This window comes from Streptomyces sp. NPDC039462, assembly GCF_055639375.1.
Map to the genome: position 1 here is coordinate 286,848 of NZ_JBVKAO010000008.1, position 14,926 is coordinate 301,773.

At 73.6% G+C, this 14,926-nt stretch carries 9 protein-coding genes; 7 read left to right on the forward strand and 2 right to left on the reverse strand.

The window, feature by feature from the left end:
- The first annotated feature begins 20 nt into the window (after window positions 1–20).
- From ACZ7LU_RS34520 to ACZ7LU_RS34540, 5 genes are read left to right on the forward strand one after another with little or no spacing between them, the layout of a single operon-like run.
- Window positions 21–1,808, forward strand: a complete 1,788-nt coding sequence (locus tag ACZ7LU_RS34520) for a trypsin-like peptidase domain-containing protein (protein WP_471918983.1) — start codon at window positions 21–23, stop codon at window positions 1,806–1,808.
- A complete protein-coding gene (locus ACZ7LU_RS34525) occupies window positions 1,805–4,282 on the forward strand; it encodes a tetratricopeptide repeat protein (RefSeq protein ID WP_471918984.1) in 2,478 nt (825 codons plus the stop codon). Before ACZ7LU_RS34520 ends, ACZ7LU_RS34525 begins: the two co-directional genes overlap by 4 nt.
- Window positions 4,231–5,778: a VWA domain-containing protein gene (locus tag ACZ7LU_RS34530; protein ID WP_471918985.1), complete on the forward strand. Its 1,548-nt coding sequence runs from the start codon at window positions 4,231–4,233 to the stop codon at window positions 5,776–5,778. Before ACZ7LU_RS34525 ends, ACZ7LU_RS34530 begins: the two co-directional genes overlap by 52 nt.
- Window positions 5,775–6,971, forward strand: coding sequence for a hypothetical protein (locus ACZ7LU_RS34535; protein ID WP_471918986.1), 1,197 nt, complete (start codon window positions 5,775–5,777; stop codon window positions 6,969–6,971). The genes ACZ7LU_RS34530 and ACZ7LU_RS34535 overlap by 4 nt, the downstream gene beginning before the upstream one ends.
- Complete coding sequence (locus tag ACZ7LU_RS34540; RefSeq protein ID WP_471918987.1) at window positions 6,968–8,296, forward strand: extracellular solute-binding protein; 1,329 nt, start codon at window positions 6,968–6,970, stop codon at window positions 8,294–8,296. Before ACZ7LU_RS34535 ends, ACZ7LU_RS34540 begins: the two co-directional genes overlap by 4 nt.
- A gap of 9 nt (window positions 8,297–8,305) precedes the next feature.
- Here ACZ7LU_RS34540 and ACZ7LU_RS34545 read toward each other — a convergent pair whose 3' ends face one another.
- Both ACZ7LU_RS34545 and ACZ7LU_RS34550 read right to left on the reverse strand, forming a co-directional pair.
- Window positions 8,306–10,156: an MFS transporter gene (locus ACZ7LU_RS34545; RefSeq protein ID WP_398303247.1), complete on the reverse strand. Its 1,851-nt coding sequence runs from the start codon at window positions 10,154–10,156 to the stop codon at window positions 8,306–8,308.
- Between the two features lie 180 nt (window positions 10,157–10,336).
- Window positions 10,337–12,703 carry a D-alanyl-D-alanine carboxypeptidase gene (locus tag ACZ7LU_RS34550; RefSeq protein WP_471918988.1) on the reverse strand — a complete coding sequence of 789 codons (2,367 nt, stop codon included), beginning with the start codon at window positions 12,701–12,703 and terminating at the stop codon, window positions 10,337–10,339.
- A gap of 219 nt (window positions 12,704–12,922) precedes the next feature.
- On the opposite strand from ACZ7LU_RS34550, the gene ACZ7LU_RS34555 reads away from it, so the two are divergent.
- Together ACZ7LU_RS34555 and ACZ7LU_RS34560 are read left to right on the forward strand one after the other, a co-directional pair.
- Window positions 12,923–13,687, forward strand: a complete 765-nt coding sequence (locus ACZ7LU_RS34555; protein WP_362999208.1) for a GOLPH3/VPS74 family protein — start codon at window positions 12,923–12,925, stop codon at window positions 13,685–13,687.
- 350 nt (window positions 13,688–14,037) lie between these two features.
- Window positions 14,038–14,895: a helix-turn-helix domain-containing protein gene (locus ACZ7LU_RS34560; RefSeq protein ID WP_468555665.1), complete on the forward strand. Its 858-nt coding sequence runs from the start codon at window positions 14,038–14,040 to the stop codon at window positions 14,893–14,895.
- Window positions 14,896–14,926: the final 31 nt, after the last annotated feature.

A 14,926-nucleotide genomic window follows, 5' to 3' on the forward strand; every position in this document is an offset into this window, starting at 1 on the left:
CGCGCCTATTCTGAGGAAGCATGGAGGGGGATGCGGTATCCGCCGCCGACGGGGTCAACTCTCCGCTCGATCATTCGAGTTGGCGGGTCCGGCTGAGACAGTGGGCGGCCTCGGGCAGCGGTGACGTGCTGGGCGCCGGGGTGCTGTTCGGCACCGACCGGGTGCTCACCTGCGCCCATGTGATCCGCGACCCGGCGACGGGGCTGCGGCCCGACCGCGTGCGAGTCGAGTTCCCGCTGCTCCAGGGCCTGGCCAGGACCCCGCACCGCACCGCGACCGTGGAGGCCGGGCACTGGGTGCCCTCCTTCGGCAAGGCGCAGGGCGACCTCGCGGTGCTCGTCCTTGACCAGCCCGCGCCCGTGCCCTCGCCGGTCACCCTGCACCGCACGCTCGACTACCGGGGCGCCACGGTCCTCATCGACGGGTTCCCCGAGTACCAGTCGGGCGGCCAGTGGCTCACCGGCGCCTGCCGGGGGCCCGGCGGGCAGGGCGACGAGCGGGTGCAGATCGACCTCACGGGAGCCGGGGCGGAGGCCGGGTCCGGGCAGCGGCTGCGGGGCGGGTTCAGCGGGGCGGGCGTGCGGGAGGAGGGCACCGACCGGCTGCTCGGCATCCTGGCGCAGGCCGACGAGCGCGGCGAGCACGGGTACATGATCCCGGCGGCGACGGTCGCCAAGTACTTCCGGCGGTTCGCCGAGCGGTACGTGACCGGGCCGCACGCCATCCCCGGCCACCGCGTCGTCTCGGCGGACGCGGCCCGCACGGCCCGCCCGCACGGCCTGCAGCGCACCGTCACCCGCTGGCTGAACGGCGACGCGGACGCCTGGGACACCGAGGTCCTCTTCATCGCCGAGGACGACGACCGGGCACGCCAGGCCCTGTACGTCGTCCTGAACATGGCCGACCGCGAACAGTCCCCCCAACTGGCCGTCCAGCCCGTCGAGGTGGGCGCGGACGGCGACTCGCTCCTGTCGCGTGCCGGTATCGCCCCCCGGGTCGGCAGCATCGGGCTCGTCCTCGACCTGGAGGGCGCCGCCCTGGAGGACCCCGGCCAGCCGGAGCTGCGCGAGGCCCTCGCCGTACTGCGGCACGAGCTGCGGCACGCGGCACGCCGGCACACGGCCCCGCGGCGGCGCCCCGCCGTCGCCGTCCTCTACGCCGACCGGTCCGCCACCGAACCCGCCACCGCGGCCCGCGTACTCGGTGATCTTGCCGACTCCGGCGCCCGGCTGCTGCTCGTGGTGCGCTCCAGCACGCACGGCTTCACCTACGCCCTCGCGGAGAAGCTGCTGCCCGCCGAGCGCGCCGCGCAGTGGCTGCAGCGGCTCGGCACCCGCGTCGACGCCCTCGCCGACACCGAGCGCAGCGCCCGGCGCCTCTTCCACCGCGTCGAGCCGCACGTCGTCGACCCGCCGGTCGCCACCGGGTACGCCGCGCGGGCCGCGCTGTGGACGGTGCAGCTCAGCAACGAACTGCGGCCGCTGACCGGGCGGGGCGGCCCGCGCCTCCTGGAGAAGCTGTCGTACGCCGAACAGGCCGTGGACACCTACCTGTTGCGGGCCGAGCGGGCCGAGAGCGAGCTGCGCGGCGTACTGGACGAGCATCTGCGGCTGCGCGGGCTGCTCAAGGACCACCTGGCGCGGCTCGCCCGGCGCGGCCTCGCCGAGCACCCCGACGCCGTCGGGCCCTACCGCGAGGCGCAGCAGCTCCTGATGGCGGGGCCCTGCCCGCTGGCCGACGCCGAACGGGCGGTGACGGCGTTCGCACGGGTGGTACGGCGCCTCGCCGAGGCGGACGGTGACGCGTGACGCCGGTCAAGTCCTGCCCGCACCCCGGCTGCGCGGGCACCGTCACGCCGACCGGCTACTGCCTGGCCAGCGGCGAGCGCGTCGACCCGGAGACCGGCCTGCACTCGTCTCCCCTGCCGCGGCCACGCCCGGCGTCGCTCCGGCCCTCACGCCCGGCGCCGCATCCGGCCGCGGAGCGGGAGCCGTCCGGTGCCGGTGAGTCCTCCCAGGAGTGGATCGTCGACCCGGGCGTCGCCGCACCCCCGCCGCGCCCCGCCCGTGTCGTCCTGCCGCCGGAGCATCCCGACCCCACGGTCCTGCCGGAGATCACCCTCCTGGACCGGGCGGACAGCGCGGACGGCACGGACAGCACGGACACGCCCGCCCTGAGTGGGCTGCCGCTGCCGCCCGGCACGCTGCTCGCCGGGCAGTACCGCCTCGTACGGCCGCTCGGCTACGGCGGGATGGGCGAGGTCTGCCTGGCCCACGACACCAAGGTCGACGACCGCGCCGTCGCCGTGAAGATGCTGCACGCCGAGCTCGCCGCGGACTCGTACAGCCTCCTCAGGGGCGAGCGCAAGGAACTGGTCGAGCTCAACCACGACGGGTTCATCCGCGTGTTCAACTACGGGCACCACGCCGGGGTGGGCGACTTCCTCGTCCTCCAGTACGTCGACGGGCTCAACCTCGAAGAGGTGCGGGCCCGCGCGCACGAGCACCCCGAGGAGTTCGGGGACGAGCGCTTCCTGGAGTTCGTGCTCGCGTACGGCGTACGGATCCTGGCCGCGCTCGCCCATCTGCACGCCCCCGAGCGCGGCAAGGTGTACGGCGACCTGAAGCCGCCGAACGTCATGCACGACGGCTCCACCACCAAACTCGTCGACGTCGGCAGCGTGCGCCGCGCGGGCGCGCCCGGCCTCACCACCGCCCTCTACCGCGCCCCCAGCGTCGGCCCGCACGGCGAATCGCAGCCGCAGGACGACCTGTTCAGCCTCGGTGAGACGCTGCGCACTCTGTGCGGCCTCGGCGCCACCCGCCACGACCTGGCAGACCTGGCGGCACTCGACCCGCTGAACGAGGCCCCCGGCGCCGACGCGGCCGGACACCACGCCACCGGGAACCACCGCGGCCTCGGCCTGGTCTCCCTCGCCAGGGCCCTGCACCGCGCCACCCGCACCGCACGCGCCGGACGCTTCGCCACGGCCCGCGAGATGGACGAGCAACTGCGCGGCGTGTTCCGCGAGCTGCGGTCCCTGCGGACCGGCGCCGAGACCTTCGAGCCGTCGCCGCTCTTCCTCCAGTCCCCGTACGCGCTCGACGGCGGGCTCGGCGCCGCCCCCGACGTGTCGCACTGGGCGGCCCCGCCGTCGGCGCCCCGGCACCCCGCGCCCGCCCCGCCCGAGGTCGCCCGGCGCCTTCCGGTGCCGCGCCCCGACCCGGACGACGACCACCACGGCGAGCTCAGCAGGCTCAGCGACGACGACCCCGAGGCGCTGCTCCAGCACACCGGCGACTGGCGGGACTCCCCCGAGGTGCACCTGCTGCGGTGCAGGCTGCGGCTGCGGCTGGCGCCCCGCACGGACGGCGGGGCGCTCACCGGTGCCGAGACCGCCCTCGCGCTTGCCGAGGACGCCATAGGGTCCGCGCACGCCCCGCACGACTGGCGGCTCGACTGGCACCGGGGGCTCCTCGCGCTGGCCCGCTCCCGGGTGCCGGAGGCCCGCGGCCACTTCGACCGCGTCTACGCCGCGATCCCCGGCGAGTACGCGCCGAAACTGGCCCTCGGCTACTGCGCCGAACGCCTCGGGCGGCTGCACGAGGCCCTGTCCTTCTACGAGGCCGTGCGGCTGCGCAACCCGTCGCTGGGCAGCGCGGCGTTCGGCGCGGTCCGGGCGCGGCTCGCCCTCGGCGGGCCCGACGCCCTCAGGGACGCCATCGCCGCGCTGGACGCGGTGCCCCAGCACTCCCGGCACCGCACCGCGGCCCGGACGGCCGCCGTGCGCATCCGCGTCGACCACGCGCGGGACGCCGACGGCCTGGCCTCGGCGGTGCGGGCCCTCGCCCAGCTCTTCTCCGCGCACGGCCTGACCGACGAACAGTCCCGCCTGCGGATGAAGGCGGAGGTGTGGGGCGCGGCGCACCGCCTCCTCGGCGCGGGCACCGGCAGCGGCGGCGGGACGGAGCGGGGCGGGCCCCGCATGACCGCCGCCGAGCTGCGCGCCGTCGCCGCGCACGCCGACCCGCTGCTCGAATTCCCGGCGGAGGAACGGGACCTGCGCACCGACCTGTCCCGCTTCTACCGCGGCCTCGCCCACCAGGCCGCCCGGGACGCGCCGGCCGCGGACGACGGCACCGGCATACCGCTCGCCGAGATCCTCCTCGACCGCGCCTACGCGGTACGTCCCTTCGGCTTCCGGCACTCACGATTCGGCAAGGACACCCCATGGCTGGGCAAGAAGATCAGGAAGTGGCCGCCTCGGTCGGCCTGGAGGTGAGCCAGGTCGTCGAGCTGCCCCGGCCCCGCACCCCGGACGCGGAGGAGGCGGCGCGGATGTACGCCGTCCTCACGGTGACGGTGCGCAGGCCGGGGGCGGCGAAGACGCCGGGCGCCGCGAAGGCACCGGGGGCCGCGACGGTGCGGCATCCGGCGGCCGGTACGGCTGACGCGGCGGAGGGGGCGGGTGCGGTCGAGGGGGCGGGTGCAGGCGCGGGGGCGGGTGCAGGCTTGGGGGCCGGTGCGGCCGGTGCCGTCGGCGCGGGCGGGCCACGGCTCGCCGAGGTGCTGCTCATCGACCACTCCTCCTCGATGGTGATGCCGCCGAGCCGTCTCGCCGCCGCCCGCGCCGCCGCCGTCAGCGCGCTGGCCCGCATCCCCGACGGCTCGCTGTTCGCCCTGGTCGCGGGCGGCGACAGGACCGCGATGATCTACCCTCGACGGCCCGGCCTCGCCGTCGCGCACGCCGAGTCGCGGGCCGCCGCCGAAGCCGCCCTGCACGACTGCACCCCGGGCGGCGGCACCGCGATGGGCACCTGGCTGGAGCGCGCCCGCCAGCTCTTCCGCGAGCTGCCCGCCCCGGACGCCGGCGGGTACGTACGCCACGCGCTGCTGCTCACCGACGGCAAGAACGAACCCGGCTACGAGACGCGCGCGGAGCTGCACGAGCGCGTCGAGCGGTGCGCGCGGGCCTTCGCGTGCGACGTCGTGGGCATCGGGGACGCCTGGGAGACCGAGGAACTCCTCCTCATCGCGCGGGCGCTGGGCGGCCGGACCCGGGCCGTGGCGGACCTGACGCGGCTGCCGGACGAGCTGGCCTCGCTCACCGGGCGGGCCGCCGACCGCGACATCACCGGCCTCCGGCTGCGCCTCTACCACCGCGCCGGGGTGCGCCCGCACTCCTTCGAGCAGGTCCACCCGACGCGGGTCGCGCTCAGCCCCGACCACGTCGACCTGTCCGGCGTCGGGACGGGCGCGGGCGGGCCCGTCGAGGAGTACGACATCGGCCCGTGCGGCGAGGAGACCCGCGCCTATCTGCTCTGCGTCGGCGTGCCCTACGACCCCGCCAGGACCGGCAAGGAGCTCCTGCTGACGGAGGTGGAAGTGGACACGGACACCGCACCGCCCGCCGGCCTGCGGCTCCCCGCACCCCAGCCGGTGCTGATGTGCTGGACCGACGACGCCGACCTCTACAGCCGCCTCGACCCGCAGGTCGCCCACTACCGGCACGAGGAGGAGCTGCACCGCACCTTTGAGGAGGCCTGCGCCGAGCTGAAGCACGGCAGGCGCGCGGCGGCCGAGACCCTGCTCGGCACGGCCTGGCGGCTCGCCGTCGAGACGGGCGACACCGCCATGCAGGACCACCTGCGCCGCCTCGTCCGCGTCCGCGACCCGGCCCGGGGCGCGGTCGAACTCCGTGACCGCATCACCAAGTTCGACGTGGAGGCGGCCCGCATCCAGTCGAGCACGACGGTCCTCCCCGGCGGCCCCCGATGACCACCCCCGCACACGCCACCACCGCACGCACCGCACGCACCGCCCCGCCGCTCGTCGGCGAGCTGCTGCGCGCGCTGCGCCGCCACCTGTGGCCCGCGCCGCTCACCGAACGGCCGCGTAACCGGGCCTACTTGCGGGAGCGGCTCGTCGCGCTGCCGGTGCTCACCGTCGTCGTGGCCGTCGCGTTCGGGTGGGCGTACGGGGACGTGCGGGCGGGGTCGGCGGAGCTGAGGGACAGTTTCGCGCCCGCGCTCGTCGGGCTCGCCGAGGCCGAGACGTCGCTGCGGATCGCCGACCGCGAGGCCGAGGAGAGCCTGCGCGCCGGGGAGGCGGTGCGGCTCGGCGGGCTCAGCAAGCGGTACAGCACGCGCACCACCCGGGCCGTGCAGCGCCTCAACCTGGTGGCCCGCAGCGGCGCCCTGACCACCGCGGAACGCCAGGAGCTCGACGTCGTCTCCGGGCTCGTCGTCGACTACGGCAACTGGATCACCTTCGCCCAGAACAACGTCGGCGACCCCGCGCTGCGCGACGCCGGACTCTCGTACGCCCGCAGCATGCTCTGCTCCACCCCCGGGCCCGCCAAGGAGACGGCGGCGGACGGCTATCCGCCCTGCCGCCCCGACACCGGCTCGGACTCCGACGCGACGGCGGTCGTGGACCGCATCTCGACCCTGGAGGACCGGCTGCGCGGCAGGCTCGCGGACCGGGCGGCGCTCGGCGGCGGCGTGCTCGCCGCGGCCGCCGTCGCCGCGCTCGCCCTCGCCCTGCTCGCCGTCGGCCTGTGGCGCACCCAGCTGTTCCTGCGCCACCGGCTGCGCCTGCACGTCAGCGTCCCGCTCCTTGCCGCGGCCGTGCCGCTGCTCGCGCTGCCGTTCCTGACGGCCGACGCCGTGCTCGCCCACCGGGCGCAGCAGCGCGTGGTGTCCACGGCGGACGAGCTGTCCGCCCGTACGTCGCCCGCGGTCGAGTCGACCATCGACGAGAAGCCCTTCGGCGAGCGCCACCCCCTGCTGATCCAGGTCCTGGAGGAGCGCGTCCGGCACGACCTGGCCGAGGGCCGCCTCTCCTCGCTGGACGGGGCCGCGCCGTGGGTGACGCCCACCGGCCTGCTCTGCGCGGCCCTCATGGGCGGCACGCTCTACGCCTACCGCCGCGAGTACGTCCTCATCTCCCGCTCAGGAGCCACCGCATGAGCCGCCGCATGAGCCGCCGCACGAGCCGCCCGCACCCCGTGCTCCGCGCCTGCGTCGCGGCCTGCCTGCTCGCCGTCACGGCCGTCACCGCCGGGGCCTGCGGCGGCACGCGGCCCGAGACGCTCGTCGTGCTCGGTCCCTGGACCGGTCCCGAGGGCGACGCGTTCGAGTCGATGCTGCACCGGCTCGACGACGGCACGGGCCGCACGTACACCTACCAAGGCACCCGTTCCCTGCGGGAGACGCTCGTCGCCCAGCTGGAGGCGGGCGACCCGCCGGACGTCGCGATCCTCAACAGCATCGGGGAACTCACCGAGTACGCCCGCGCCAACCGCCTCACCCCCCTCGACCGCGCCGCCACCGCCCGCGCCTACCCGCCCTGGGCCCCGCGCCTCGACGTGAACGGCATGCGCCGCACCTACTGGGTGCCGCTGAAGGTCGACCTCAAGAGCCTGGTGTGGAGCAAGGAGGGCCGGCCGGCCGAGGCCCCCGAATGGTGCGTGGGCCTCGCCTCGCAGGCCACCTCGGGCTGGCCGGGCACCGACTGGGTCGAGGACATCCTGCTGCACCAGGCGGGCCCCGCGACGTACACGGAGTGGGCCGTCGGGCGCCTCAGCTGGCGCGATCCGCGGGTCCGCAGGGCGTGGACGACGTGGGCGAAGCTCCTCGGCGACCGCTCCAAGACGTCGATCGACCGGTCGCTGACCACGTCGTACGAGGGGACGGCCGACCCGGCGGAGGGCGACGGCAAGGGCGCGGGCGGCCCGCGCGGGCTCCTCGACTCCTTCCGGCCCCGCTGCACGCACGAGCACCAGAGCGCCTTCATCCGCTACGTGTACGCGGACGAACGGGTCCGCGTCGACCCGGCGGCGGGCTTCCTCGGCGGCAGTCCCGCGTACGACGGCGCCTATGAGGTGGCGGGCGACATGGCCGCCGTGTTCACCCGGGAACCGGCGGCCCGCGCCCTCGTCGACCGCCTGTCGAGCAAGCGGGCCCGCGCGCTGTGGCGGTCCGGGGCGGCGGCCGAGCTGCGGCCGTTCTTCCCCGACGCGACCGACCCCCAGCCGACCGACCCGACCGGGCGGCGCATCGCGGAAATCCTCACCGACAAGGCCCGCACGCTCTGCTTCGACGCCTCCGACGTGATGCCGCCGGGCGTCCGCGACGCGTTCCACCGGGCCGTCCTGCAGTACTTCAGACAGCCGTCGGGCGACCGTCTCGACGAGCTCCTCGGCCAGCTGGACACCGTGCGCACGGAGGCCGCGGCGGACGCGGGCCCGGGACGGCTGCCCGAGTCCGGGATCTGCGCGCCGCCGGGCGGCTGAGGGCCTGCCTCAGCGCGCCAGCTCCTCCGGGCAGGGCGTGCCGCGGGGCAGCTGGTAGGGCGAGCCGAGGCGGTAGGTGCCGGCCTTCGGGGCGAGCAGCTCGACCCACTTGTCGCCGGCCTGGTCCTCGCGGGCCTCCACCAGACAGCCGTGGATGTTCTCGTACTTCTTCGGGCGCTTCTCGTTCAGCTCCCGCTGCCGCTTGGACGCCTCGGTCTCCTGGGGCCGCTCGACGCCCTTGCCCTTGGCGTCGACGACGCTCAGCCACGGCGAGTACGGGATGCGGATCAGGATGCGGCCCGGCTTGTCCACGCGGAGCGTCATCTCGCCCTGCTCGGCGCGCTCCACGACGGCGTTCGGCTCGACGAGCGGCCGCGGGTCGATCACCTCGTACAGCTGCCAGTTGGTGTCGACCCACACCTTCTTCAGATACGGCAGCCCGTCCGTGATGAGCTGCGCCTCGCGCTTGCCGCCGTCGCCGTCGGGCTCGCCCTTGGGGAGCGCCACGTAATGCACGGACCAGCGCTGCAGCCACTCGTGGTAGTTCGCGGAGTTGAGGGTGTCGTCGTAGAAGAGCGGGTTGCGCTCCATGTCGGCCTGCCGGTTCCAGCCGCGCGCGAGCTGGACGTACGCGGGGAGCGCGGACGCCTCGCGGTGGCTGCGGGCCGGCACCACCTCGACGCGGCCCTTGGCCGCGCCCCGCTCCTTCAGCTCGTTCACCAGCGGGGCTACCTCACGCGTCCAGGAGGCGTCGGAGCGCGTGTGCACGATGTCGTCGACGGCCTTGAAACCGATCCAGCCGGTGAAGCCGACGAACGCCACGATGATCACGTACCACTTGCGGGACTTCGGCACGGTGTACGGCAGCGCGGCGAGCAGCGCGACGCCCGTGAAGCACATCGCGAGGCGCGAGATGTTGGAGCCGATCTGCGAGCTGATCAGCCAGACGCCGAGCACGAACGCCGCGTACACGGCGGTGGTGATCCGCACGGTCTTCCACTGCTTCGGCACGAGGAAGTAGACGAGGGCGGCGCTGATCAGCGGCAGCGACGCCGAGCCGAACGACATGGGCTGTGTGCCGGAGAACGGGAAGAGCCACGCGGAGAGACCCACCACGACGGCCGGCGCGATGCCCAGCGCGTACGCGCCCGGGTAGCGCTTGCTGAGGAACAGCGCGACGGCGACGAGGCCGACGAAGAGCCCGGCCACCGGGCTGCCCATCGTCGCGAGCGCCGCGAACGGGGCGGCGACCAGCGCCTTCGCCCACCGCTTGTACCGCCAGCGGTGCGGCCAGCAGAAGACGGCGGCGACCGCCATGAGCGCGAACATCTGGCCGAGGCCGTAGGTCACCCGGCCCGACACGGCGTTGCACAGCAGCGCGAAGAGACCCGCGACGACGGGCCACCACAGCTGCTTCACGGCCCGGCTGCGCATGAGGATCATCGTGAGCAGCGCCGCGGAGACGGTGCCGGCGATCATCATCGTCGTCCGTACGCCGAGCACCGACATCAGGTACGGCGAGACGACGCTGTACGACACCGGGTGCATGCCGCCGTACCAGGCGAGGTTGTACGCCGAGTCGGGGTGCCTGCCGACGAACTCGGCCCAGGCGTCCTGCGCCGCGAGGTCGCCGCCGCTGTTGGCGAAGACGAAGAACCAGACGATGTGCAGCACACCGGCGACGATCGTCGTGATCGTCACCGGGTGGCGCAGGAAACGCTTCTGCCACGGAGCGTCGGGCCCGCTCTCGGGCGACCGGCGCTGGGCCGGCAGCTTTATTCGCGCACCGGTGCGGCGGCCGCCGCCCTGCTCAGGCGCGGCGGCGGCGTCGTCGGCGCGCGTCGGCTCCGCTGTGGCCACTGGAGGCTCTCCCCGTGTCGTCCTTGTATCCGGAGTACCCGGGGTTTCGTGCCGACGAGAGTTCGTCCCGGAACACTCGTCCTCCGCCCCGGCGTACCACCCCCGAGCTTGTGACGCTAGCACGCGCGCGCGAGGGGAGGCCCGGGGGCGGGCCTCCCCTCGCGGTGCTCGGCGCCGGTCTCAGCCGACGCGGGTCAGCTTCGCGCCGAAGCCCGGTTCGCTGAGGTCCTTCTGCAGCGCGACCGGCACCTCGACGGCGTCGCCCTTGCCGTCGCCGACGCTCAGCACGCCGACCTTGGTGCCCGCCTTCGCCGTGTGCGGGACGGACTTGCCCTTGTTGTCGTCGAGCCGCAGCTTCACGGTCAGTCCGGACCAGCCCACCGCGGAGACGTCCTTGGTGGCGACGAGCGGTGTCGTGCCGCCCAGACCGTCGTCCACCTGCCCGACGACGGCGCCCTTCTTCACGATGGTCTTGGCCGTGAGGGCGTCCTGACCGGCCTCGATGAGCTTGCGGGTGACGCCGGTGACCTGGTCGATGTTGGCGACGCCGTTCTTCCCGTACTGGCCGAGGGCGGCGCCGATGATCGTCTGCGTCTCCCCGCCGACCTTCTTCTCCGCGGCGAAGAGGATGTTGCCGCCGGCCGCGGTGGTGGTGCCGGTCTTGATGCCGATGGCGACGGTCGGCACGAGGCCGAAGAAGTTGTTCTGCTTGTCGCCGTTGAGGTCCTTGTAACTGGGCTGGCGGGAGATCTCGTTGAAGACCGGGTTCTCCATCGCGGCCCGGCCCAGCTTCACCAGGTCCTCGGCGGTCGAGACGGTCGTCTTGTCGAGGCCGCTGGGGTCCGTGTAGTGGGTGTTCTTCATCCCCAGCTCCTTGGCGGTCTTGTTCATCTTCGCGACGAACGCGTCCTCGGAGCCGCTCTTGGAGTCCCAGCGGGCGAGCAGCTTGGCGATGTTGTTCGCGGACGGCAGCATGACCGCCTGCAGCGCCTCGTACTCGGTGATCTTCTGGCCCTCGGTGACCTTGACGACGGACTCGTTCTCCGCCTTGCCGGTCTCGTAGTGCTTCTGCGCGGCGGCGTCGACCGGGATCTTCGGGCCGTCCTCACCCTTCTTCAGCGGGTGGTCGCGCAGGACGAGGTAGACCGTCATGACCTTGGCGATGCTCGCGATCGGCACGGGCTTCTGGTCGCCCGAGGTGCCGAACGTGCCGATGCCGTTGACGTCCATCGCGGCCTGGCCGTCGGCCGGCCACGGCAGGCTCGGCTTGCCGCCGTCGAAGGAGACGGACTGCTGCGCGGTGAGCTTCAGGGTGGGCGTCGGCAGCGGGCGTACGGCCTGTACGACTGCAAAGACGACCACGAGGAGCAGCACCAGCGGCGTCCAGATCTTGACCCGGCGCACGGCGGTGCGGACGGGCGTCTCCGGCGGCGGCGGGGTGTTGGTCAGCTCCGCGAGCAGGTCGATGGGCGGCTTGGGGGGCAGGGGCTGCTGGGTGGTGCGCTCCGCCGACGGGGGCGACGAGGGGCCGGCCGGGGCGGAGGCCGATGCCGGGGCGGACGCCGAGGCGGCCGCCGGGGTGGACGCCCACTTCGGGGCGTCCTTCGGGCCGCCCTTGCCCGCCTTGGGTTCGGGCTTGCCCGTCTTGGGCTCGGGCTTCGCGGCGGGCTCCGGCTTGGGGGCTGCCTTGGGGGTCGCCTTGGGCGCGGTGCGGGAGGACGGCTCGTCGAGCGGCTTCAGCGCGACGAACTTGCTGGTCCGCTCGGCGTCGGCCTCGGGCTTTGCAGTTCCCTTTGCAGCCTTGTCCTCGGGGGTCTTGCTGTCGCTCTCGGAGGTCTTGCTCTTGCCCTCGGGGGCCTTGCTCTCGGGTACCTTGTGGTCGCCCAGCTTGAGCATGGTGGTGGGCTGGTCGACGGGCTTGCCGGGGGCCTTGAAGACGGCCGTCGCCTGGTCGACGCCGGTGGACTTGGGGGCGTCGTCGCCCTTGTCCGGGGTGTCGCCGGCCGGGGCGTCGTCGTCCGAGGCGTCCGCGGTTTCGGCCTCGGCCTCGGTCTTGGGCTCCGAGACGTCGGCCTTGTCGGGCTCGTCGGCCTTCTCGGCCTCGTCGGCGGCTTCCGGTTCGGCTTCGGCTTCCGCTTCCGCTTCGGTCTCGCCGGAACCTTCCTCCGCCGGCTCGGGGCGCGACTCCGCGTCGCCCTCCGGCTCGTCCGAGGTCGCGACCCACGCCGCCACCGCGTTGCGCAGCCGCGCGTCGCCGTTCGCCTTGCCCTCCGCCTCGCCCTTCGGGGCTTCCTTGGGGCCGTCGCTCTCCTCCGGGTCGTCGGAGCCGTCGGAACCGGCCGCCGCCTCGGCGACGTCCTTCGTCGAGAAGACGGCGGTCGCCCGGTCCTCCCGCACCTGCGGCGTCTCGCGGGTGATCGCGAGACGCGGGTCGCGTTCCTCCGGCGCCGGCTCGGAAGACTCCGCCCCGGTCGGGTTCCCCGACGACTTCCGCTGCTTCGATCTGTCGGGGGTCTCGCCCGCCACCGATGCCTCCTCGTACGCCATGCCGTTTGCCGATACTGATGCTTGCCGTGTGCTGACCGTGCGCCAAATCCGGCCGGACGCCAGTGTCCGAACCGTGTACCAGTGTCCTGTGTGAGGGCTTAACCCCCGTGGTAGACGAGAACGACATACCTACTGGTTCCCGTACATCCCGCCCACGCGCTCTCGACAGACCAATGTGAGAGGGGTCACCCTGTCATTCATCCACGCGGGGAGGCATGGATGGGCAGGAGCCGCAGAACAATTCCGGAGGAGCTTCTGCTGCTCGCTTTGGACCCGGCCACGGGCACCACAGCGCAGCCGCAGTCGCTCGACCTCGGTCTGGCCGGAGCACAGCTAGTGGAGCTGGCGCTGGCCGGACGGATAGCCCCAGACGGGGATCGTATCGCCGTGGTGATGCCACGGCCGACCGGAGATCCGACATTGGACTCCGCACTGGAACTGCTGCGCAGGCGCGGCAGCCCGGTCCGGGCGGTCCACTGGATCGGCGGGCCCCGACTGGGGCTCCGCCAGACGTACCTCTCGCACCTGGAGCGGTGCGGCATGGTTCATGCCGTGGCGGGCCAGATGTGCGGGGTGCTGCCGACGACGCGCTACCAAGCGACGGAGACGGCCATCAGCCGGGAAATCAGGTCCCGGCTCGATTCGGCGATCCGCACCGGTGTACCGCCGGACCCGCGGACCGCCGCGCTCGCCGCACTGGCCCACGCGGTCGGTCTCGGCAAGCATCTGTACCCGGGGAACGAGGGGCGTTCATCGCGCTCCCGGCTCCGGGACCTCATCAGGCACGACCCCATGGGCGGCCTCGTGGCGCACGCCGTGATGGACGTCCAGAACGGTGTGGCGGCTCAGCCGCGCCGCAGCGCCGCACCGGCGGGTCCCCAGGGACCGGGCGGTGGCCGGCAACCGGCCAGGGCGACAGCGGACCCCGGCGGGGTGCCGATGCAGCCGCGCCGCGGATCCATGGCACGCGCCGTCGCTCACTGAGCACGGCTCGGCACCGTCCCGTCACGCGCACCACGAGTACGACACCACGCACCACCATCGCGCAACCGCTCAGCACCACCCGTATCAGCGCCGCACCGCAGTCCCCCAGACCCGGTTCGGGAGCCGCTGAGCCGCGCGGGGAGTGGCACCGGACCGTCCGGACGACGACACCCCGGTGCCACCGCCCCGCGCGGCCGCACGTCTTCGGCGCCGCAGGGCCGCACCCTTCGCACATCCGCCCGCACGTTCGCATCATCCGCTGTTTCCCAGCGGTGCCGGCCTCGTTGGTGGCACTCTGCTGAGCAGTAGATACGCAAAGTAGAGGCAGGCAAGCCGGAGGTGCACGTCCCGTGGCGTCCAATGTCAATCCCACTGTCAGGCGACGCCGGTTGGGCCAGGAGCTCCGTCGGCTCCGCGAGCTCAAGGGCATGACGGCCGAGGAGGTGGCCGAGCGCCTGCTCGTCTCGCAGTCGAAGATCAGCCGCCTGGAGAACGGCCGCCGCTCGATCAGCCAGCGCGACGTCCGCGACCTGTGCGGTGTCTATGAGGTGGAGGACCACCGGGTCGTCGACTCGCTCATGCAGATGGCCAAGGACTCGCGCCAGCAGGGCTGGTGGCACTCCTTCGGCGACATCCCCTACAGCGTGTACATCGGCCTGGAGACGGACGCCGCGTCCCTGCGCGTGTACGACCCGCAGGTCGTCCCCGGTCTGCTCCAGACCCGCGCGTACGCGGAGGCGCTGATCACCGGCGCGCTCCCGGAGACCACGCCGACCGACATCGAGAAGCGCGTCCAGGTGCGCATGCGCCGTCAGGAGCGCATCGCGGCGCCGGACAATCCGCTGCGCCTGTGGACCGTCCTCGACGAGTCGGCGCTGCGCCGCGTCGTCGGCTCCCGGCATCTGATGCGCGACCAGCTGGAGCATCTCGTCGAGCAGTCCCAGCTGCCGCACGTGACGGTGCAGGTGATCCCCTTCGAGATGGGCGCGCACCCGGGGCTCAACGGCCAGTACGCGATCCTGGAGTTCCCGGACGCCGCCGACTCCAGCGTCGTCTACATCGAGGGCGTCACCAGCGACCTGTACCTGGAGAAGGCGAACGACGTCCAGCAGTACAGCGTCATGTACGAGCATCTGCGGGCCCAGGCGCTCAACGTGGAGCAGTCCAGACAGCTCATCGCGGACATCGCGAAGGACTACGCCCGCTGAGGGCTGCGGTCACTGTTTTCCGGGCTTTTTC